Raw genomic sequence first — 20,032 nt, 5'->3', positions numbered from 1 at the left:
TGTGAAATAGTATTCTCCGTATTCATACGTTTGACGGCTTCTAACTCGATTTCAGTCGCAACATTATGCGAGGGGGTAGTAAAGAAACATTTATCATATAATTTGTACACGTTTGTAGTGGTAGGACTCTCACACCGAGAGTTCGTATCGAGGTTGGTTAGAAATGTCAGGAGAAACTTACGTCGGTGCCATCGACCAAGGTACCACAGGCACGCGGTTCATGGTGTTCGACCACGACGGCAAGGTGGTCGCCAACGCTTACGAGAAGCACGAACAGATCTACCCAGAGCCCGGTTGGGTCGAACACGACGCAAACGAGATTTGGGACAACACGAAGAAGGTCATCGACGCGGCGCTTTCGAGCGCCGGGCTCGACGCCGAGCAGTTGGAAGCTATCGGTATCACGAACCAGCGCGAGACGACGCTCATCTGGGACCGTGAGACCGGACAGCCGATTCACAACGCAATCGTCTGGCAGGACCGTCGGACGACCGACCGCATCGAGACGCTCGAAGCGGACGGCAAGACCGACGACGTGCGCGCCAAGACGGGGCTCGAACCCGACGCGTACTTCTCTGCGACGAAAGCCGAGTGGCTACTCGACAACTCCGACCCCATCAAGCTCCAGCGCTCTCGGCCCGAAGACATCCGAGACCGCGCCGCCGACGGCGAGCTCGCGGTCGGGACCATCGACACGTGGCTCATCTACAACCTGACGGGGAATCACATCACGGACGTGACGAACGCGTCGCGGACCATGCTGTTCAACATCCACGACATGGAGTGGGACGACGAACTCTTAGAGGAGTTCAACGTCCCGCGCGAGCTCCTCCCCGAGGTCCGCCCGTCGTCCGACGACGACCACTACGGCGAGACCGACGCGGACGGCTTCCTCGGCGCGGAAGTCCCCGTCTCCGGCGCGCTCGGCGACCAGCAGGCCGCGCTGTTCGGCCAGACCTGTTTCGACGCGGGCGACGCGAAGAACACCTACGGTACCGGCTCGTTCATGCTGATGAACACCGGCGACGAGGCGGTCATGTCCGAACACGGCCTCCTCACCACCGTCGGCTTCCAGCGCTCCGGTGAGCCGGTCCAGTACGCCCTCGAAGGCTCCATCTTCATCACGGGCGCGGCAATCGAGTGGCTCGAAGACATGACGCTCATCGACAACGCCGCCGAGTCCGAGAAGCTCGCTCGGTCGGTCGAGTCCACCGACGGCGTCTACTTCGTCCCCGCGTTCACGGGCCTCGGCGCGCCCCACTGGGACCAGCGCGCCCGCGGCACCATCGTCGGCATGACCCGCGGTACCCGCCGCGAGCACATCGTCCGCGCGACGCTCGAATCCATCGCGTTCCAGACGCGCGACGTCGCCGAAGCGATGCAGTCCGACAGCGACATCGACCTCTCCAGTCTCCGCGTCGACGGCGGCGCTGTCAAGAACAACTTCCTCTGTCAGCTCCAGTCGAACATCCTCGACACGGAAATCGTCCGCCCGCAGGTCGACGAGACGACCGCCCTCGGCGCGGCCTACGCGGCCGGCCTCGCCGTCGGCTACTGGGAGACGCTCGACGAACTCCGCGAGAACTGGCAGGTCGACCGCGAGTTCGCCCCGAAGGACCCACAGAACGTCGAAGCGCGCTACGGCCGCTGGAAGGAGGCCGTCGACCGCTCGCTCGACTGGGCACGGGAGGAGTAACACGTGTTCGAAACATTCGCACTCCAGATTCCGGTCATCGGCGTCAGCGCCGAGCGGTTCGTCGTCCTCCTGCTCGCGGCGTTCGCGGGCGGGATGTTCGGCGCGTCCGTCGGGGCGCTCCCCTCGTTCGTCTTCACCGGCTTCGTCGTGCTCCTCGGCGAGACGGCGGGGACGGTCATCCGACAGTTGGAAGGCGCGGACCTCGTCACCGCCGGCGAGCTCGGCACGGGCATCACCGGTAGTATCGGGTTCGGCCCGTTCGTCGGCCCGCACATCGTGTTCGCGGCCGGCGTCGCGGCCAGCGCCTACGCCGGGAAGAACGCCGAGTTCGACGTCGACGGCAAGAACATCCTGCACGCGTTCGGGACTCGACCCGACGTGCTCGCCATCGGCGGCGTCTTCGGCGTGCTCGGCCTGCTCATCGCCCGCATCTCCAGCGGTATCGGCCTCCCGCTCGACGGCGTCGCGCTGTCGGTCATGACGACGGCGCTCATCGCCCGACTCGCGTTCGACTACCCGCTCATCGGCACGCCCGCCGGCGACGGTTACCTCGACATGACGCCGTTCGAAAAGGGCACGCTCCGCGGCGACGGGAGTGACCGACTGGCGGTCGAGCCGTGGCTCCCCCAGCAGTACAAGTGGGCCAACGTCTCCGTCATCGGCCTCGCGGCCGGCGTCCTCGGCGGCTGGGCGTGGCTCGTCACCGGGAGCTTCTTCCTCGGGTACGGCATCTCCGCGGCGAGCCTGCTGTTCTTACAGCTCGGCGTCGAGAACTTCCCCGTCACCCACCACATCACGCTCGGCGGCTCGTCGTTCGCGGCGGTCGCCGCGCCGATGGTCGGTGGGAGCGAACCGCTCATCCTCGTGGCCGCCGCGGTCGGCGGTCTCGTGGGCGCGCTCCTCGGTGAGGTCACCCAGCGCGTCGCCTACTCCCACTCCGGGACCCACGTGGACCCGCCGGCGATGTCGATTACCATCTACTCGCTCATCCTCGGCGTGCTGTTCCTCCTCGGGGTCATCCCCAACGCGGCGTACCTCGGGCTCTAAACCCGAACGCCCCGGCCCCGCACCCGTCGTTCACGATTTTTTGTCGCCGCGTTCCGCAACCGGTAGCGATAACGCTCCGCGGTCGATACCCGACGTATGGAACGCATCGTCGCCGTCGTCCCGAAAGACGGCCTGCACGCTCGTCCCGCCTCCCAGTTCGTCGAGACCGCGAACTCCTTCGACGCCGACGTCCAACTCGGCCGCGCCGACGAGGACGACCTCGTCCCCGCCGCCAGCATGCTCGCCGTCACCGGCCTCGGCGTCGGCCACGGCGAGGAGATTCGCCTCGTCGCCGACGGCGACGACGCGGAGGCCGCGCTCGACGCGCTCGAAGAAGTGCTGTCGACGCCCGAAGCCGGCGACGAAGAATAAGGAAACGAAACGAAGCGAAACGGAACTGCGAGCCGCCGCGTCGCGCGGCGGTCTCTTTTCCGGTCGGTCGGGGGCCCGGACGCCCGGGTCGTCTCGGGCGGCTCAGTTCAGCTTTCGGTAGTCGCGGGCGTCCTCGGCGCGCTCGACGACCGAATCGAGCGTCGCCTTCTTGCTCGTCGTCTCGACGGCCGCGTTGAGCGTGCCCTCCAGAATCGGCGCGTCCGCGATGACGGCCTCGGAGTCCATCGCCATCTCGATGGCGAGTTCCGCGTTCATCACGGCGCTCCCGAGGTCAACGAGGACGACGACGCCGTCGCCGTCGTCCGCCTCCGCGATGCCCTCGCGGATGCGGTCCGGCGAGGTTCCGATGCCGTCTTCGTCGCCGCCGGCGGGGACGATGCGGGCGTTGCCGCCGCCCATCTGCGCCGCGACCTCCGCGATTCCCTCGGCCGCCTTCGCGCTGTGCGAGACGACGACGAGACCGATCATTCGTCCCTCCCGACGGCGTCTTCGGCCCGCGCGTCGCGGTCGACCTCGCCGTCGAGGTACTCCTCGGCGGTCGCCAGTAGCTCTTCGAGGATGAACAGCGTGCTCGTCGCGCCGGGGTCCTGATGGCCGACCGAGCGCCAGTCGAGGAACGACGCGCGGCCCTTCATCGCCTTGATGGGGACGGTGAAGGCGACGCCGCGCTCGGCCGCGTCGACGGCCTTGGCGAGCGCTTCGAGCGGCGGGAGGTCGTCCTGCTCGACGGACTTCTTGTAGGTGTGGACGGCGGGGACGAGCGCGTCGACCATCGTCTTCGCGCCGACCTGCGCGCCGCCGCGGTCCTTGACCTTGTCGAGGTACGCCTCGGCGAACGCCACCGAGGTCTCGGCGGTGATGCCGTCTTCGAACTCCTGGCTGGCGAACATGATAGAGCCGCCGTAGAGGGGGCCGGCCGCCCCGCCGACGTTCGAGATGAGCGTCGTCCCGACGTTCTTGACGACCTCGTTCGGCTCCATCTCGGCGAACTCCTCGCGCTTGTCGGCGGCCTTGCCGAAGCCGCGCTGCATGTTCGCGCCGTGGTCGGCGTCGCCGATGGCGGAGTCGAGGTCCGTGAGGTACTCCTTCTCCTCGGCGAGGCGCTCGGCGACGTTGTCGAGCGCGTCCAGCACCGCTTCGCGTTGTGTCTCTGAGTCAGCCATGGCTGACCTTCGTCGGCCGGGGGTTAATCCCTTGTCCCGCGGGACTGTTCTGCCGCGAAAAATCGGTGACGTGTCGGGGGTCGTCGCGGCTGGTTTTCGGCGGGCGACGACGCGCCCTGTCGCTTACTCGGTGACGGTCAGGCCGGGCGTCTCCGCGGGCGCGCCGAGCAGTTCCTTCAGCTCGTCGTCGACGCGGAGCACGGAGACCGAACAGCCCATCATGTCGAGCGAGGTCATGTAGTCGCCGACCCACGCGTCCCACGTCTCGACCCCGCGGTCGTCGAGGATGGACTGGAGCTTGCGGTTGACGATGTACAGCTCCGACAGCGGCGTGCCGCCCATGCCGTTGACCATCGTCACGACCTCCTCGCCCTCGTCGAGGTCGAGGTCGTCGAGGACGTTCTCGGTCAGGTGTTCGGTAATCTCGTCGGCGCTCATGACGTCGGCGCGCTCGGTGCCCGGCTCGCCGTGGATGCCGATGCCGAGTTCGATTTCGTCCTCGCCGAGGTCGAACGTCGGCTCGCCCTTCTCCGGGGTGACACAGGAGGTGAGCGCCATCCCCATCGTCCGCACGTTGTCGATGACCTTCTCCGCGACCGTTTTGACCTCGCCGAGGTCGCCGCCCGCGGCGGCCTTCGCGCCGGCGCACTTGTGGACGAAGATTGTGCCCGCGACGCCGCGGCGGCCCGAGGTGTACAGCGAGTCCTCGACGGCCACGTCGTCGTTGACGACGACCTGCTCGACATCGACGCCCTCCATGGCGGCCATCTCGGCGGCGGTGTCGAAATTCATCACGTCGCCCTCGTAGTTCTTGACGACGCAGAGGACGCCCTCGCCCGCGTCCGTCGCCTGAATCATCTCGTTCAACTGGTCGGCCGTCGGCGAGGTGAAGACCTCACCGGCCGCCGCGCCGTCGAGCATCCCCTCGCCGAGATAGCCCGCGTGCGTCGGCTCGTGGCCCGACCCGCCGCCGGAGACGACCGCCACCTTCCCCTCGACCGGCGCGTCGCCGCGGACGAGAACGTTCGTACCGTCGAGCCGGCGCAGTTCGGGGTGCGCCGCGACCATCCCGTCGAGCATCTCGTCTACGACCGCACCGGGTTCGTTGATGAGTTTCTTCATGACTCACCGTCCCTCACGTTCGATAAGGCCAAAAGTGTTGGTCAGTCGGAAGTCGATACGGTCGCCGTCTGCGAAAAATCGGCGGTAAGCGCCCTCCATTTCACGGGTCGCGGCGGCGGCCGAACGCCGGCGGCGACCGGGGGGAGACAGTGGCGACCGGGGAGGAGTGGAAGCGCGCGACCGCCTCAGTCGAGTTGGGTGACCGCGATGGTCACGGACACGTCCTCGACGTCCCACGTCTCGACCGTCTCGCCCTCGGCGCTTCCGAGGTCGAACTCGCGGGCACGGACCTCCTCGGCGATGAGGTCGCTGTTCTCCTCGACGAAGCCGGCGACGCGCTCGTCGTCGACCGCGAGCGACACGTCGATTTCGGCCTCGACGTCGAGGTCGAGCTGTTTGCGCATCTCCTGGATGCGGCGGATGACGTCGCGGGCGTAGCCCTCGGACTCGATGTCGTCGGTGAGTCCGGTGTCGACGTAGACCGTGCCGCCCTCGAAGTCGGCACCGCTGACGTGTTCGGGCGGCTCCGCGCGGTACGAGACCATCTCGTCGGTGAGGTCGTACGTCTCGCCGTCGACCTCGACGCCCGATTCGACCTCGGCGCGCGAGAGCCCTTCGACGGCCTCCATGATTTTTTGCGCCTCAGCGCCGAACTCCGGCCCGATGACGCTCATCTGCGGTTCGGCCGTCTCGACGAGTTCGTCGAAGACCTCGACGACCTGCACGTCGCGGGTGTTCACGCGCTCCGCGAGGAGGTCCGAGAGGGCTTCGACCGCGTCGGCGACGCTGTCGTCGTCGGACTCGACAACGATGCGCGAGACGGGCCAGCGGAGCTTGCGGCCGCCGAGTTGGCGGGCGTGCGCCGCGGCCTCCTCCACGTCGCGGAGGACGGCCATGTTGGCCTCCAGTTCCTCGTCGCGGCGCTCCTCGTCGGCCTCGGGGTACGACAGCATGTGGACGGACGTTTCGGAGCCGTCGAGCCGCTGGTACATCCGCTCGGCCATGTAGGGCGCGTAGGGCGCGATGAGCCGGATGGACTCCGAGAGCACCGTCGAGAGCGTGGCGTACGCGCCGAGCTTCGACGACGAGTCCTCCTCGTCCCACATGCGCTCGCGGATGGCCTTCACGTAGAAGCGCGACACGTCCTGCGTGATGAAGTCCAAGAGCGCGTTGAGCGCGGTGGAGACCTCGTAGTCGTCCCACGCGTCGGCCATCTCGGCCTCGACGGTCTGGAGCCGCGAGAGCACCCACTCGTCGACGACGGTGAGTTCGCCCGCAGAGAGGTCGGCCTCGGCGGGGTCGTAGCCGTCGAGGTCCATGTACGGAAGCGGGAAGCGGAAGACGTTCCAGAAGATGTTGAGCGTCGACTGGGTGTCGGCGAGGCCGTCCCACTCGAACGAGAGGTCGACACCCTGCTGGTCGTGGCTGAGGAGGTAGGCGCGAAGCGGGTCGCGGCCGGCGCGGTCGATGGCCTCCTCGGGCGTCACGATGTTGCCGACGGACTTCGACATCTTGCGGCCGTCCTTGTCGTTGGCGAAGCCGTGCATGATGACCTCCTTGTACGGCGACTCGCCGGTCGCGGCGGTGCCCATGCCGAGTTGCGACCAGAACCAGCCGCGGGTCTGGTCGTGCGCCTCGATGATGAGGTCGGCGGGCCACAGCTCGTCGTACGCCTCCGTCTCGCCGGGGAAGTCGAGGGTGCCCCACGTGGCGACCGAGGAGTCGATCCACACGTCGAACACGTCGGGGACGCGCTCGTAGGTCACGCCGTCTTCGGTGATGGTGATGGGGTCCACCGAGGGCCGGTGGAGGTCGACCGTCTCGGGGTCGATATCCTGGTCGGCGCGCTCGGCGAGTTCCTCGCGCGTGCCGACGACAATCATCTCCTCTGCGCCCTCGGCGTCGGCGTCCTGCGGCACCCAGATGGGAAGCGGGATGCCCCAGTAGCGCTGGCGGGAGACGTTCCAGTCGGGCGCGTCGCTCACGAAGTCGCGGAAGCGATTGTCGCGGGCCCACTGCGGGTGCCACTCGGACTCCTCGATGTTGTCGAGGAGTTGCTCTTTCACGTCGGTGACCGTGATGAACCACTGGTCGGTGGCGAGGAAGATGATGTCCGTGTCACAGCGCCAGCAGTGGCCGTAGCGGTGGTCGTGCTTGCCGGCGTGGAGCAGGTGGCCGAGTTCGTCGAGGTCCTCGATGACCTGCGGGTTGGCGTCGCGGACGAAGGTGCCCGCGTAGTCGCCGCCCTGCTCCGTGAACTCGCCTTTGTCGTCCACGGGGACGAACACGTCGAGTCCGAGTTCCTGCCCGCGGGCGAAGTCCTCCTGCCCGTGGCCGGGCGCGGAGTGGACGAGACCCGTGCGGTCGGCCTCGACGTAGTCGGCGGTGTACACCTGTCCAGCGCCCTCGAAGTCGGCGTACTCGGCGACGACGCCGGCGAGCGGGTGGTCGTACTCCCAGCCGACCATCTCCTCGCCCGTGACCTCCGAGAGGACCTCGTAGTCCTCGTAGCGACCCTTCTTCAGGACTTCCTCGACGCAGGGTTCGGCGAGGTACAGCACCTCGCTCTCGCCGTCCTTCTCGGCGCGAACTTCCTGATACGTCATCTCGCCGTCGACGGCGACGAACGTGTTCGCGGGGATGGTCCACGGGGTCGTCGTCCAGATGACGAGGTTGCCCTCGCGTCCCTTCAGCGGGAACTTGACGTAGATAGAGGGCGAGGTGATTTCGTCGTACTCGACCTCGTTGGCCGCGATGGCGGTCTGACAGCGCGGGCAGTAGTTGACGCTCCGCTTGCCCTGTTCGACGAGTCCATTTTCGGCGACCTTCGAGAAGGCCCACCACGCGGACTCCATGTACTCCGGCGACAGCGTCTGGTAGGGGTTGTCCCAGTCCATCCACGCGCCGATGGACTGGAAGTCCTCGTCCATCGCCTCGCGGTTGCGGACGGCGAACTCCTTGCATTTCTGGATGAACTGCTCCATGCCGAACTCCTCGATGTCGCGCTTCGAGGTGAAGCCGAGTTCCTCCTCGACTTTGACCTCGATGGGGAGGCCGTGCATGTCGTAGCCGGGGCGGTCCGTGACCTGATGGCCCGTCATGCGCTTGTGCCGGATGACGGCGTCCTTCAGCGTCTTGTTCCACGCCGTGCCGAGGTGCATCTGGCCGGAGGTGTACGGCGGGCCGTCGACGAAGAAGAACGACGGGTCGTCGGCGTGTGCCTCCTTCGTCGCCTCGTACGCGTCGTGTTCGTCCCAGTACTCGCCGACCACGGACTCCACGTCCGACGGCGTGTACTGGTCTGCGATGTCTTCCATACCCCGTCCTTCTCGTGGATATATATCAAAACGGCGGGTCTGGTCCGCGTCGGCCGGGCGTTCCGCCGGGTCGGACTCAGTCACGCGAGACCCTCCGCCGTCGGGCGACGACCGTCCGCGCTCGCGTGTTCGGTCGCCGGGTCGCTGGTCGCTGTCGATACGCCTGTCGGGTGTGGTGGGTGCGTCGCTCCATTTGGGGTTCCGGTGGTCGTGGTCACACCGGACGGGAGACCGCTGTCGCTCGGAAGTCGGTACGGACGGGAGTCGAGGATGAGAGATGTGCGAGGCTACTGCCCCGCAATAATGGGCGACGGGGCGACGACCGAGCGTCGGGACTGGCCGACCGCGGGCGAGCGGGGCGGCGTCCGGTGTCGTCGCATGCTATCCGAGAGCAGTCCCGCGAGGAGTATAACGCTTACTCCGACGGCGACGGCGACAGGGACGCTACCGGTCCGACCAGCGGCCGACGCGATAGGTCGCCACAGTCTGTTCGGGTTCCGTCCCGTGCGTGGTTCCGGACTCGTCGTCGCGCTCGAACACCCGGAGCGTGGCGTTCGTCGGCGTAGCCCCTCTCGCCACGTCGAACGTCGACAGGTGGGTGCAGACGAGCGTGTCGGCATCCGCCTCGAACGCCTCGGGGTCGGCCGGCGGCGACCGCCGAATCGGGATGTCGGCGTCGCGCCACCCGGTCCACGACGGCGAGAGCGCGATGTTGTAGAACGCGGCGTCTTCGCGGGCCATTCGGACCTCGAACAGGAGGACGAACGAGTCGCCGTCGGCCTCCAGTAGGTCGTTCGAGTACTGCCCCTGCATCGCGCGGTCGGTGAACACGTCCGTCTGGTCGTCCGGCGGGTCGGAAAAGAGCCACCCGCGGAAGTCGGCGTCCTCGGGGAACGACCCGTGGACGTACTGTTCGTCGGCGGGGTGGAGGGACGCAGACCCGTGGTCACCGGTGATTCGACCGCTCACGGTTCGGCGTGTCGTCGCGAGACATCCGGCGGTAGCGACGAGCGAGAGCGACGCGACGCTGGAGAGGAGGGCACGGCGGTGCATACTAGACGTGTCAGAGAGACAGTGTATAAATCAATCCCACGTCACCCACAGGAGGACGGCCAGCGCGACCGCTTGGAGGACGTGAATTCCCATCAGCACCCGCCACGCCGCGGCGGGGACGGCGGTGGCGAACCAGACCGACAGCGTCGGGTCGACGAGGTAGTAGTAGAGCGCGAAGAGACTCTGTGCGAGGAGGAACGCGCCGAAGACGACGAGGCCGAGGGCGTGTTTCGACCGGAACAGCAGGTAGTTCCGCCCCCAGACGCCGAGCATGACGACGAGGAACACGACGCTCGCGCCGAGCGAGAACCGCGCGGCGTCGACCCAGACGCTCATGGCCGCCGCTGTGCCCGGGGCGGTTCACGTCGTCGGGGTCGCGTCGGCGTCATTCGTTCGGAAGGAGGTCCGCTCGGAGGCGGTGTCGAGTCGGGGGCAGGGGCGCTCGCAGTCCGGGGCCGTTCGGGCCGGCCTGCGGTCAGTTGTCCGCGACGACGCTGAGGTCGAACGCGGCGTCCGCCGGCTCGTCGTCGGGCGTCAGGTAGCCGAGCGCGATGGCGGTGTAGGCGCGGCCGCCCTCGACCGCGACGTCGAACTCGGCGGCCACGTCGCCGTCGTTCGACTCCGTGTCGCCCCGAATCTGGAGCGTGTACTCGCCAGCGGGGATCTCGACGGTCGCGGCGTCGCCGAAGCCCGCGCCGTCGACGAGAGCGTCCCCGGAGCCCGCGACGGTCACGTCGACGGCGGGCGCGTCGGGCGAGGCGTGAAGCACCCGGACGCGGGCCATGTCGTCCGCGGGGGCCGAGCGGTCGTCTTCGAGGAGCGAGACGGCGAAGCCGTTTTCGGCCGCCGAGTCGAGTTCGCCGAGCGCCGCGGCGGTGTACGCGCCGGCCGCGAGGTCGAGCATCTCGTCGAAGACGACGGTGTCGGGCGCGTCGGTCGCGCGAATCGTCACTTGGTGCGAGCCGGCGGTCAGCGCGAGGTAGTCGCTGACCGCGTCGAACGGCACGTCCGAGAGCGCGACCGCGCCGTCGACGAGGACATCGACGTTCGGCGCGTCAGGCGAGAGGTGCGCGGCGCGGAGCGACACGTCGCGCTGGACGAGCCCGCCGCCGCCGGAGCCGGCGTCGACGACCGCGACGGGCCGGAAGGCCACATCCGCGGGCTCGTCGTCGGGCGTCAGGTAGCCCGCCGCGAACACCGTGTAGACGGTGCCGCCGGCGAGTTCCACGTCGAACTCGGCGACCGCGTCGCCGTCGTTCGACTCCGTGTCGCCCCGGACCTGAAGCGCGTAGGTGTCGGCCGGCACCTCGACGCTCCCGGACTGGGTGAAGGAGACGCCGTCGAAAAGCACCGTGTCGCCGGCGGTCACGTCGACGGCGGGCGCGTCGGGCGAGGCGTGGACCACCCGGACCCGAGCCGTGTCGTCGGCCGGGAGCGACACGTCGTCTTCGAGGACGAGCGGTTCGAACGTCTCCTCGGCGAGTTCGCCGACCGCGGCGACGGTGTAGGTCGCCTCGGCGACGTCGAGGTCTCCCTCGAAGGCGACGGTGGACTCGTCGCCGGCGGCGGTCACTTTCACCGTCCGGGTCCCGACGGGCACCGAGAGGTAGTCGCTGACCGCGCCGAACGGCACGTCCGAGAGCGCGACCGAGTCGTCGACGTACACGTCGACGTTCGGCGCGTCCGGCGAGAGATGCGCCACGCGGAGCATCGCCGTCTCCGGTTCCGGCGTGGGTGTCGGGGTGGGAGTCGGCGTCGGCGTCGACGTCGTGGTCGTCTCGGTCTCGTCGTCGGTCCCGCCGCCGCCCATACAACCTGCGAGTCCGCCCGCGATGGCGACGCCACCGAATCCACGGAGTACGTCGCGTCGTTTTATGTTCGTCATAGCGACAGGAGATGAGAGCGACGGTCGGAATATCACCGTTTTCCCAAATCTGACCACAATGCTTCCAGAAATAAGTATATCCTGCGAGAATACCACGAATAAGAGAATATTCTCAAGGGCCGTTGCGGACGAGGCTCGTGGGAAGCCGAACAGAGGAAAACGACGAGCGGGCGAAACGCGGCGGCCTCAGAAGTCCGGCAGGTCGTCGGGGGCTTCGTACTCGGACTCCCAGTCGATGTAGTCGTCTTTGAGCACGTCGCACACGTCCTGTCCGAGTTCGGTGAGACCGGCGTTGATAGACGACACCTCGCCCCACGAGGTCAGGTCGGGGTGGAGGTCGCGCTCCTTCCAGTCCTCGGGGATGCCGGGGGCGTGGTAGCCGACGCGGTCGGCGAAGTCGTCCCAGAAGAAGTCGAAGTGGGAAAGCAGGTCGAGGTCGAGGACGATTTCCCACTGCGCCTCGGTGACGGGCGTCTCCGCGGCCCACGCCTCGAAGGCGTCGGCCCACGCGCCGGCTTCGAGGAACGCCTCCAACTCGGCGCGCTTGAAGTCGGCGTCGGCCGCGACCTGCGCGTCGTCGTACTGGTTCGGGTCGACGGTCGGGAGCGACGGCGGGTCGGGGACGGGAACGTCGAGCATGGTCGCCAGTCGGTCGCCGCCGGGGAAAAGAGTTCGGCGCTGTCGCCGGTGGGAACTCCCGCCTACTCCATGCGCTCGATGACGGATTCGAGCTGGTCGGCGCGGGCGGCGACCGCCTCGGCGCGGAGCTCTTCTTCCTCGTCGGTCTCGCAGGCGAGTCGGGGGACGGGCGTCGGCTTCCCGTCGTCGTCGAGCGCGACGAACGTCAGGAACGACGTGGTCGTCTTCCGTAGCTCGTCGGTCTTCGGGTTCTCGGCGTGCACGTCGACTTTCACGTCCACGCTGGTCCGGCCGACGTTGAACACGTACGCCTCCATCACGGCGACTTCGCCGAGGTCGATGGGGCTGATGAAGTCGACGTGGTCCATCGACGCGGTGACGCACTGGCGGTTCGAAAAGCGCATCGCGGCGATGGCCCCGCAGATGTCCATCCAGTGGAGGACCGCGCCACCGAGGGCCCGCCCGAGGTTGTTGGTGTCGTTCGGCAGGAGGAGTTCGGTCATCTCGGTGCGCGACTCTTCGAGCGTCGCGGTGGGTTCGCTCATGCGAGCAGGGTCACGCTGAGGGGGCTTGAAATCGTGGGGCGCGGCGGCGACGCCCCGCGTTCACTCGTCGAAGTCGGCGTCGAACGCCTCGGGCGACTGGCCGGCGGCGTCGAGCACCGCGTCGGAGACGAGAATCGGGCAGTCCACGCGGATGGCGAGGGCGATGGCGTCGCTCGGGCGCGCGTCGAAGACGACCGACCGCGCCTCGCCGTCGTGGTAGCGCTCGGCGTCGACCTTGGCGAGGAACGTGCCGTTCGAGAGGTCGTCGATGCGGATGCTGTCGATTGCCCCGCCGAACTCCGTCACCATCTCGACCAGGAGGTCGTGGGTCAGCGGGCGCTCGAACTGCTCGCCGGAGAGACCGAGTTGGATGGCCTGAGCCTGGTCCGACGTGATGACGATGGGGAGGAACTCGTCGCGCGCTTCGAGGACGACCGCCGGCACGTTCGAGCCGTCTTCGCCGACGCCGACTCCGATACCGCGGACCACGGCACGGTGTTTCATGCTATGCTGTAGTTGGGCGGAGTACGAATAGTTACCCCAGCGCGAGTCGCCGACCCGGTCGCCGTCGACCGCTCCCGCAGGGCCTCACCGTCGGGCGAACTGGACGGCCGCGATGACGAGCAGGATGACGAGGCCGCCGGCGAAGAAGGCCAGTCCCGGCGGGATTCCCTGCGCCGCCGCGGGCGCGGCCTCCGCGGCCATCGTCGAGACTGCCGTCGCGTCGGCGGACTCCGCGGCACCGCCGGCCCCGCCGAGGACGCCGAGCCCGCGCGTGGCGACCCACTGGACGAGCGCCGACAGCAGGGCCAACACGGCGACGCCCCCGAGCAGGCTCGTCAGCATGGACGCGAGGCCCGTCCGCGTCTCCTCGCCGGCCGCGACGACGACGAGCGGCCTGTCGGCGGGCGCGTACACCTTCATCTCGCGGCCCTTCTCGGAGTAGACGGTGTCGACCACCTCGACGAGACCCGCGTCGTCGAGCTTTCGGAGGTGGTACTGGACGTTCTGGAGCGACGTGTCGACGCGCTCGGCGAGTTCCGCGGCGTTCGTCGGCTTTTCGTGGAGCGCGGCGAGCACGCGGCGGGCCGTCCCAGACGAGAGCGCCGACAGGAGGTCCGACGCCTCGTCGTCTTCGAGTCCGATGACCCGCGGCGAGGACTCGTCCGCGGCGGAGGTGTCGGGAGTGGAGGGCAATAAACCGGCCATGGCGTGGAGTACTCCGCCGGAGGATACAAACTTGTTGTCCCACCAGCCGAAAAATCGCCGGCGCTCAGACGGCCTCGCCGACCACGAGGACGCGCAGGTCGTTGACGTTCGTCCCCGTCGCGCCGGACTCGACGAGCGCGCCGGCGTCCCGGAGCACCGGGAGCGCGTCGTTTCTCGCCAGCGCGGCGCGGGCGTCGCCGGCGTCGACCGACGAGGAGTCCACGACCGCGCCCGCGACCTCGGTCCCGCCGTCTTTCCCGTCGCTGTCGATGCTGGCGAGGACGGTCTCGTCGGGGAGTTCCGCGGCGGCCGCGAGGCAGAATTCGAGGTTCGGCCCGCCGTCGCCGTCGCCGCGGACCGTCACGGTGCACTCGCCGCCCGAGAGGACCACGGCGGGCGCGGCAATCGGGTTTCCGGTCGCGAGTGACTCCTCCGCGACGGCGACGTGGGTCTTCGCGGCCTCGCGCGCCTCGCCGCGCACGCGAGAGGAGAGGATGAGCGGGTCGTAGCCGCGTTCGTCGGCCACCTCGCGGGCGGCGTCGAGCGCGGTGAAGGTGTCCGCGAGGACGTGGTTCGTCACCCGGTCGAACACCGGGTCGCCGGGCTTCGGCGTCTCCGGGATGTCGCCGGCCGAGCCGCGGGCGAGGCGCGTGCGGACCGACTTCGGCACGTCGAGGTCGAAGCGGTCCAGCACGTCGAGGGCGTCGTCGTAGGTCGTCTCGTCGGGCGCGGTCGGGCCGGAGGCGATGACGCCGAGGTCGTTTCCGACCACGTCCGAGAGGACGAGGCCGACGACCGTCGCGGGCGCGGCGAGCCGCGCGAGGCCGCCGCCTTTCAGCGTCGAGACGTGCTTTCTGACCGCGTTGAGGTCGTGAATCTCCGCGCCGCTTTCGAGCAGTCTGTCGGTCGTCTCCTGTAACTCGGCGAGCGAGACGCCCTCGGCGGGAGCCGGGAGGACCGCGCTCGCGCCGCCCGTGACGGCGGCGAGGACGAGCGTCCGGTCGTCGAGGTCCGAGAGGAGGTCAGCGAGTCGCCGGGTGCTCTCGACGCCGCGCGCGGAGGGGACCGGGTGGTCGCCGGGGAGTCGCTCGATGCGCCCGTCGGGGCTCGGCGTCGGGTCGGGCGTCACCACGACGCCGCCGTCGATGCGGTCGCCGAGGACGGCTTCGAGGGCGTCGGCGACGCCGTCGCCGGCCTTGCCCCCGCCGACGACGAGGATGCGGTCGTAGGCGGTCAGGTCGTACGTGGCGTCCGCGACGGTCAGCGTGTCGCCGTCGAGCGACACCGACTCGCGGACGACGCGGTCGGGGAGCACGGCCTCGACGCCGGCGCGGAGGCAGTCGATGGCCGTCTCGTGGGCGGGCGTCGGGGTTCGAGCGTCGAACTCCTGCATAGTTCGTGGGGGATGCCGACACGGATAAAAACCGTGGGGCGGTAAACCCGGCGATGAACGATTCGTCGCCCGGCGAGGGTCACGTCCGCGTCGTCGGCACGGCCCACGTCTCGGCCGACAGCGTCAGAGAGGTCGAAGAGACCGTCAGAGAGGAGCGTCCCGACGTCGTCGCGGTCGAACTCGACGAGGGGCGCTACCGACAGCTGAAGGGCGGAACGCCCGACGACATCGAAGCGCGCGACCTGCTTCGCGGCAACACCGTCTTCCAGTTTATCGCCTACTGGATGCTCTCGTACGTCCAGTCGCGGATGGGCGACAAGTTCGACGTGAAACCCGGCGCGGACATGCTCGCGGCGGTCGAGACCGCCGAAGAGGAAGGCCTCGACGTGGCGCTCGTCGACCGCGACATCCAGGTGACCATCCAGCGCTTCTGGCGGCGGATGGGCACGCTCGAAAAGATGCGCATGGCCGGCGACCTCCTGTTCGGGGTCGCCGACGCCCGCGGCATCGGCGCGGTGTTCGGCATCGCCGTCGGCGTCGTCCTCGGGCCGCTCGTCGGCCTGTTCGGGGGCGCGGTCGGCGTCACCGACCTCCTGTTGACGCGCACCGCCACCGCCGCGGTCCTCGGGGGCGCGGCCGCGTACCTGCTCTACACTATCGCCTCGTTCTCCCTCGACGGCGACGACGCGGTGCTCGCCGGCCTCGGCGGCGGCGCGGCAATCGGTATCGTCGCCGGCTTCGGCCTCGGACTCGGCACCGGCCTCGTCTCGGGAGTCCTCGGGAGCCTCGGCGTCGCCATCGTCGGCAGTCTCGTCATCGGCGTCCTCGCGGGCGTCGTCGTGGGCGTCACCGTCGGCGCGGTCCTGAACGCCTTCGGCCTGTTCGCGCCCGTCGAGGGCGACGCCGACTACGAGGAGTTCGACATGGCCGAGCTGACCGACGGCGACGTGGTCTCGGCGATGATGGAGGAGTTCCGCCGGTTCAGCCCCGGCGGCGCGGAGGCGCTCATCGACGAGCGCGACGCCTACATCGCCCACCAGCTCGTCGCGCTCCGGCAGTCCGGCCGCCACGTCGTCGCCGTCGTCGGCGCGGGCCACCGCGAGGGCATCGAGCGCTACCTCGAACACCCCGAGACGCTCCCGCCGATGGAGTCGCTCGTCGGCGTCGCCGAAAAGGACGGCTTCCCGTGGGGGAAACTACTCGGCTTCGGCGTCACCGCGGTGTTCGTCGCCTTCTTCGTCCTCCTCGCGATGGCCGGCGTCGGCAACGAACGACTCCTGACCATCTTCGGCGCGTGGTTCCTCATCAACGGCGTGTTCGCCGCCGCGCTCGCCAAGGTCGCCGGCGCGCGGTGGACCTCCGCCGCCGTCGGCGGCCTCGTCGCGTGGATGACCTCCATCAACCCGCTTCTCGCGCCCGGCTGGTTCACCGGCTACGTCGAACTCCGCCACACGCCCGTCAACGTCGGCGATATCGGCAAACTGAACGAACTCCTCTCCGACGAGGAGACGCCCATCGTCGAACTCGTCGGCCAGATGCTCGACGTGCCGCTGTTCAAGCTCATCATGGTCGTCGCAATGACGAACATCGGGAGCATCATCGCGAGCTTCCTCTTTGTCACCTACGTCATCCCCGTCATCGCCTCCGACCTCGGCGGCGTCGCGGGCGTGACGAACCTGATGCTGGAGGGCGCGCGCAACAGCGCCGACCTCATCTGGAGGTCCCTGACGTGAACGTCTCGTTTTCCTCGCGCGAACTCCGCGACCTGCTCGTCGCGTGGGTCGCGCTCGGTCTCGCCTTCGCCATCTTCTTCGCCGGCGGCGGCAATCGAACCATCCAACTGCTGACGAGCGGGTCGTTCGGCCTCGCGCTCGTCGTGAGCCTCCTGACCGCCGGCGTGGGCTTTCTCCTCCACGAGGTCGCCCACAAGGTCGTCGCCGTCAGGTTCAATCAGGTCGCCGAGTTCCGCGCCGACTACGGCATGCTCGCCATCGCCATCATGAGCGCGCTCGTCGGGTTCATCTTCGCCGCGCCGGGCGCGGTCTACCATCGCGGCGTGCTCACGGAGCGCGAACACGGCCTCATCGCCCTCGCCGGCCCGGTGACGAACCTGCTTCTCCTCGTCGCGTTCGCGCCGGTGCTCGTCGTCGGCGTCCTCGTCGGCTCCGACGTCATCCAGCTCGTCGGCTCGCGCGGGCTCATCATCAACGCCTTCCTCGCGGCGTTCAACATGCTCCCGTTCGGCTCGCTCGACGGGAAGACGGTCAAGTCGTGGAGCACGCCGGTGTTCGCCGGCGTGCTCGTCCTGTCGATTCTCCTCACGGTCGGCCTGTTCCTGTTCGTCGGGTTCTGACCCGACCGGCGGAGTTTCTGACGACCCTCAGTCTCGATTTCCGGTTCGTCCCGTTCTCGAAGTCGCGAGCGACCGCTACGGTCGAGACGCGGGACAAAGAGCACTCCGAGGGTTCGGAGGGCTCGGCCCAGAATGCACAGGCGGTACTCGGGGCGCGACAGGGGCGAGTGGAGGGAGAAGGGGACCGCACGAGTGCGGCGGGGACCGGTCGCCGTGGAGGTCGGGATTCGGGGGGAGGTCGCGGCCGTGGTGTGCAGTTCGGGACGCGAGGTCGGGGTTGGGCCGAGGTCAGCTGAGGTTGGAGTTGGGCTGAGGTTGGAGTTGGGCTGAGGTTGGTGTTGGGCCGAGGTCGGGGTTGGGGTTGGGCAGAGGTCGGTGTTCGGGAGGGGCCGTTGGCAGGTGGGGCCGGCCAGCGAGCGGGTCGCAATCGCGGGGTGATGCTGACGCGCGCTTTGTGGAGGGGACGTCGGCGGGGAACCGAGACGAATCCGGGTTTGGTCGTACGCGTCGGGGACCGCGCTTACTGCTGGCCGTGGTCGCGCCCGAGGACGAGCGCGACGGCGTGGAGGGCGATGAGCCCGGCGAAGAGGGGGATTTCGCCGGCGCTCAGACCGCCGCTGAGGACGGGCAGGTACGCGAGGGGCAACGCGACTGCCGACCAGAACGCGACGGTTTCGATGGGGGCGTACGCGAGGCGGCCGAGGGTCGATGCGAGGTCGAGCGCGACCGAGTCGTTCGTGGAGGGTATTCCGGACATCGTCACTTCTGCATACGACGGGGGCCATAATATAAGGGGCCGAGCGTTACCGTGAATTCGGGTCCTTTTTCGACCGTTCAGGACCGGGTTACGGGGGACATTCTTCTTTCGTAACGTTTTACAAATCGATTAAATCGTCCGAGAAAGTTTATTCTCTTGTCTCGTGCTTTTTCGCAAATATTGCAATAGTTGTCGATTATTCGATAACAACGCCCCGGAAGCCGACGATTAGGAGGGTCGTAGCGGGCGGCGTCGCGGAGCGCGCGCGGCCGGCAGGAAGTGGGTAACCGCGCGGGCGACGCCGGCGTCCCGTCCCTCCGTCGTCGGCCGGGCCGCCGGCGAACGCTCATCTATGCGAGAACGTGTATGATTCGTACCCTGTGATTTTATATTTCGGCCTATCTCGTACACGAACATGACGAACGACGACTCCGACGGGATGACCTACGCCGACGCGGGCGTCGACATCGAGGCGAGCGAGGCCGCGACCGCGGCGCTCGTCGCGCAGGTCGGCGGCGGGTCGGGCGACTACGCCGGCCTGCTCGACATCGGCGACCGCTACCTCGGGCTCGCCACGGACGGTGTCGGCACCAAACTGCTCGTCGCCGAGGCGCTCGGCGACTACTCGACGGTCGGCATCGACTGCATCGCCATGAACGCAAACGACCTCGTCGCGGCCGGCGTCCGGCCCGTCGCGTTCGTGGACTACCTCGCGGTCGACGCGCCCGACGAGACGTTCGCCGAGCAGGTCGGTCAGGGCCTCGCCGCGGGTGCCGAGGAGGCCGACATCGAACTCGTCGGCGGCGAAACCGCCGTCATGCCGGAGGTCATCAACGGCCTCGACCTCGCCGGCACCTGCGCGGGACTGTCGCGGAAAGACGCCATCTTCCCCGGCGAGGCCGAGGAAGGCGACGCGCTCGTCGGCTTCCCGTCGTCGGGCATCCACTCGAACGGCCTCACGCTCGCCCGCAAGGCCGCGACGGCCGACGGCGACTACGACGACGCGTGGGACGGCGACGACTACGACACCGTCGGCGAGGCGCTCCTCGAACCGACGCGACTCTACACCTACCTGCTGGACGACCTGCGAGCGGCCGAGACCAACGCCGCGGCCCACGTCACCGGCGGCGGCTGGACCAACCTCGAACGCATGGGCGAGTTCCGCTACGTCGTCGACGACGCGTTCGACCCCCAGCCGGTGTTCGAGTTCGTCCAGGAACGCGGCGGCGTCTCCGACGAGGAGATGCACACGACGTTCAACATGGGCACCGGCTTCGTCGCCGCCGTCCCCGAGGCGAACGCCGAGGCGCTGGTCGAGGCGACCGACGGCCGCGTCATCGGCCGCGTCGAAGCGGGCGACGGCGTCTCGATTCGCGGACTCGACCTCTGAGGCCCGACCGAGCGCCGAATCGAACTGTTCGATGAGAAGCAGTATTTTATCGATGTTCGCTGTACTGGGG

The 20,032-nt window shown here is 68.4% G+C and carries 19 protein-coding genes; 6 read left to right on the top strand and 13 right to left on the bottom strand.

Annotated features, from left to right (window positions below; translation table 11 throughout):
* The first annotated feature begins 163 nt into the window (after positions 1-163).
* The 3 genes from glpK (at position 164) to ptsH1 (ending at position 3,115) form a co-directional block, all read left to right on the top strand.
* Positions 164-1,696: a glycerol kinase GlpK gene (gene glpK / locus C438_RS16015; protein WP_004970734.1), complete on the top strand. Its 1,533-nt coding sequence runs from the start codon at positions 164-166 to the stop codon at positions 1,694-1,696.
* 3 nt (positions 1,697-1,699) lie between these two features.
* Positions 1,700-2,743: a hypothetical protein gene (locus tag C438_RS16010; RefSeq protein ID WP_004970733.1), complete on the top strand. Its 1,044-nt coding sequence runs from the start codon at positions 1,700-1,702 to the stop codon at positions 2,741-2,743.
* Positions 2,744-2,839: 96 nt separating this feature from the next.
* Positions 2,840-3,115, top strand: a complete 276-nt coding sequence (gene ptsH1 / locus C438_RS16005; protein ID WP_004970732.1) for a phosphocarrier protein HPr — start codon at positions 2,840-2,842, stop codon at positions 3,113-3,115.
* 102 nt (positions 3,116-3,217) lie between these two features.
* On the opposite strand, the gene dhaM is transcribed toward ptsH1, so the two are convergent.
* The 12 genes from dhaM to C438_RS15945 form a co-directional block, all read right to left on the bottom strand.
* On the bottom strand, positions 3,218-3,604 hold the full coding sequence (gene dhaM, locus C438_RS16000) for a dihydroxyacetone kinase phosphoryl donor subunit DhaM (RefSeq protein WP_004970731.1): 387 nt from the start codon (positions 3,602-3,604) through the stop codon (positions 3,218-3,220).
* A complete protein-coding gene (dhaL, locus tag C438_RS15995; RefSeq protein WP_004970730.1) occupies positions 3,601-4,299 on the bottom strand; it encodes a dihydroxyacetone kinase subunit DhaL in 699 nt (232 codons plus the stop codon). Before dhaL ends, dhaM begins: the two co-directional genes overlap by 4 nt.
* A gap of 123 nt (positions 4,300-4,422) precedes the next feature.
* A complete protein-coding gene (gene dhaK / locus C438_RS15990; protein WP_004970729.1) occupies positions 4,423-5,421 on the bottom strand; it encodes a dihydroxyacetone kinase subunit DhaK in 999 nt (332 codons plus the stop codon).
* Between the two features lie 185 nt (positions 5,422-5,606).
* Positions 5,607-8,738: an isoleucine--tRNA ligase gene (gene ileS, locus C438_RS15985; protein WP_004970728.1), complete on the bottom strand. Its 3,132-nt coding sequence runs from the start codon at positions 8,736-8,738 to the stop codon at positions 5,607-5,609.
* A 444-nt stretch (positions 8,739-9,182) separates the two neighbouring features.
* Positions 9,183-9,791: a hypothetical protein gene (locus tag C438_RS15980; protein WP_004970726.1), complete on the bottom strand. Its 609-nt coding sequence runs from the start codon at positions 9,789-9,791 to the stop codon at positions 9,183-9,185.
* 30 nt (positions 9,792-9,821) lie between these two features.
* Complete coding sequence (locus tag C438_RS15975) at positions 9,822-10,127, bottom strand: hypothetical protein (RefSeq protein WP_004970725.1); 306 nt, start codon at positions 10,125-10,127, stop codon at positions 9,822-9,824.
* Positions 10,128-10,266: 139 nt separating this feature from the next.
* Positions 10,267-11,676: a DUF4397 domain-containing protein gene (locus tag C438_RS15970; RefSeq protein ID WP_049918156.1), complete on the bottom strand. Its 1,410-nt coding sequence runs from the start codon at positions 11,674-11,676 to the stop codon at positions 10,267-10,269.
* A gap of 186 nt (positions 11,677-11,862) precedes the next feature.
* The gene (locus tag C438_RS15965) at positions 11,863-12,315 is read right to left on the bottom strand and encodes a hypothetical protein (RefSeq protein ID WP_004970720.1); all 453 of its coding nucleotides are present in this window, start codon (positions 12,313-12,315) and stop codon (positions 11,863-11,865) included.
* 62 nt (positions 12,316-12,377) lie between these two features.
* Positions 12,378-12,860, bottom strand: coding sequence for an acyl-CoA thioesterase (locus C438_RS15960; protein WP_004970718.1), 483 nt, complete (start codon positions 12,858-12,860; stop codon positions 12,378-12,380).
* Positions 12,861-12,920: 60 nt separating this feature from the next.
* Positions 12,921-13,364: a bifunctional nuclease family protein gene (locus C438_RS15955; RefSeq protein WP_004970715.1), complete on the bottom strand. Its 444-nt coding sequence runs from the start codon at positions 13,362-13,364 to the stop codon at positions 12,921-12,923.
* An 84-nt stretch (positions 13,365-13,448) separates the two neighbouring features.
* A complete protein-coding gene (locus C438_RS15950; RefSeq protein WP_004970713.1) occupies positions 13,449-14,069 on the bottom strand; it encodes an ArsR/SmtB family transcription factor in 621 nt (206 codons plus the stop codon).
* A 64-nt stretch (positions 14,070-14,133) separates the two neighbouring features.
* Positions 14,134-15,462: a glycerate kinase type-2 family protein gene (locus tag C438_RS15945; RefSeq protein ID WP_004970710.1), complete on the bottom strand. Its 1,329-nt coding sequence runs from the start codon at positions 15,460-15,462 to the stop codon at positions 14,134-14,136.
* A gap of 53 nt (positions 15,463-15,515) precedes the next feature.
* On the opposite strand from C438_RS15945, the gene C438_RS15940 reads away from it, so the two are divergent.
* Together C438_RS15940 and C438_RS15935 are read left to right on the top strand one after the other, a co-directional pair.
* On the top strand, positions 15,516-17,195 hold the full coding sequence (locus C438_RS15940; protein WP_004970708.1) for a TraB/GumN family protein: 1,680 nt from the start codon (positions 15,516-15,518) through the stop codon (positions 17,193-17,195).
* Positions 17,192-17,815 carry a SpoIVFB-type metallopeptidase gene (locus tag C438_RS15935; RefSeq protein ID WP_004970706.1) on the top strand — a complete coding sequence of 208 codons (624 nt, stop codon included), beginning with the start codon at positions 17,192-17,194 and terminating at the stop codon, positions 17,813-17,815. The genes C438_RS15940 and C438_RS15935 overlap by 4 nt, the downstream gene beginning before the upstream one ends.
* 520 nt (positions 17,816-18,335) lie before the next feature.
* On the opposite strand, the gene C438_RS15930 is transcribed toward C438_RS15935, so the two are convergent.
* Positions 18,336-18,572 (bottom strand): hypothetical protein, encoded by a 237-nt coding sequence (locus C438_RS15930; protein ID WP_049918174.1) that lies wholly within the window; start codon positions 18,570-18,572, stop codon positions 18,336-18,338.
* A gap of 415 nt (positions 18,573-18,987) precedes the next feature.
* On the opposite strand from C438_RS15930, the gene purM reads away from it, so the two are divergent.
* Positions 18,988-19,962 (top strand): phosphoribosylformylglycinamidine cyclo-ligase, encoded by a 975-nt coding sequence (gene purM / locus C438_RS15925; protein WP_004970703.1) that lies wholly within the window; start codon positions 18,988-18,990, stop codon positions 19,960-19,962.
* Positions 19,963-20,032 lie beyond the last annotated feature (70 nt).

The sequence above is a fragment of the Haloferax denitrificans ATCC 35960 genome, assembly GCF_000337795.1.
Taxonomy (GTDB): Archaea; Halobacteriota; Halobacteria; order Halobacteriales; family Haloferacaceae; genus Haloferax; species Haloferax denitrificans.
This window is presented reverse-complemented; position numbering and strand designations above follow the sequence as displayed.

Coding starts and splice junctions, on each gene's coding strand:
- glpK (WP_004970734.1), top strand. CDS start 164: ATGTCAGGAGAAACTTACGTCGGTGCCATCGACCAAGGTACCACAGGC.
- ptsH1 (WP_004970732.1), top strand. CDS start 2,840: ATGGAACGCATCGTCGCCGTCGTCCCGAAAGACGGCCTGCACGCTCGT.
- dhaM (WP_004970731.1), bottom strand. CDS start 3,604: ATGATCGGTCTCGTCGTCGTCTCGCACAGCGCGAAGGCGGCCGAGGGA.
- dhaL (WP_004970730.1), bottom strand. CDS start 4,299: ATGGCTGACTCAGAGACACAACGCGAAGCGGTGCTGGACGCGCTCGAC.
- dhaK (WP_004970729.1), bottom strand. CDS start 5,421: ATGAAGAAACTCATCAACGAACCCGGTGCGGTCGTAGACGAGATGCTC.
- ileS (WP_004970728.1), bottom strand. CDS start 8,738: ATGGAAGACATCGCAGACCAGTACACGCCGTCGGACGTGGAGTCCGTG.
- C438_RS15980 (WP_004970726.1), bottom strand. CDS start 9,791: ATGCACCGCCGTGCCCTCCTCTCCAGCGTCGCGTCGCTCTCGCTCGTC.
- C438_RS15975 (WP_004970725.1), bottom strand. CDS start 10,127: ATGAGCGTCTGGGTCGACGCCGCGCGGTTCTCGCTCGGCGCGAGCGTC.
- C438_RS15970 (WP_049918156.1), bottom strand. CDS start 11,676: ATGACGAACATAAAACGACGCGACGTACTCCGTGGATTCGGTGGCGTC.
- C438_RS15965 (WP_004970720.1), bottom strand. CDS start 12,315: ATGCTCGACGTTCCCGTCCCCGACCCGCCGTCGCTCCCGACCGTCGAC.
- C438_RS15960 (WP_004970718.1), bottom strand. CDS start 12,860: ATGAGCGAACCCACCGCGACGCTCGAAGAGTCGCGCACCGAGATGACC.
- C438_RS15955 (WP_004970715.1), bottom strand. CDS start 13,364: ATGAAACACCGTGCCGTGGTCCGCGGTATCGGAGTCGGCGTCGGCGAA.
- C438_RS15950 (WP_004970713.1), bottom strand. CDS start 14,069: ATGGCCGGTTTATTGCCCTCCACTCCCGACACCTCCGCCGCGGACGAG.
- C438_RS15945 (WP_004970710.1), bottom strand. CDS start 15,462: ATGCAGGAGTTCGACGCTCGAACCCCGACGCCCGCCCACGAGACGGCC.
- C438_RS15940 (WP_004970708.1), top strand. CDS start 15,516: ATGAACGATTCGTCGCCCGGCGAGGGTCACGTCCGCGTCGTCGGCACG.
- C438_RS15930 (WP_049918174.1), bottom strand. CDS start 18,572: ATGTCCGGAATACCCTCCACGAACGACTCGGTCGCGCTCGACCTCGCA.
- purM (WP_004970703.1), top strand. CDS start 18,988: ATGACGAACGACGACTCCGACGGGATGACCTACGCCGACGCGGGCGTC.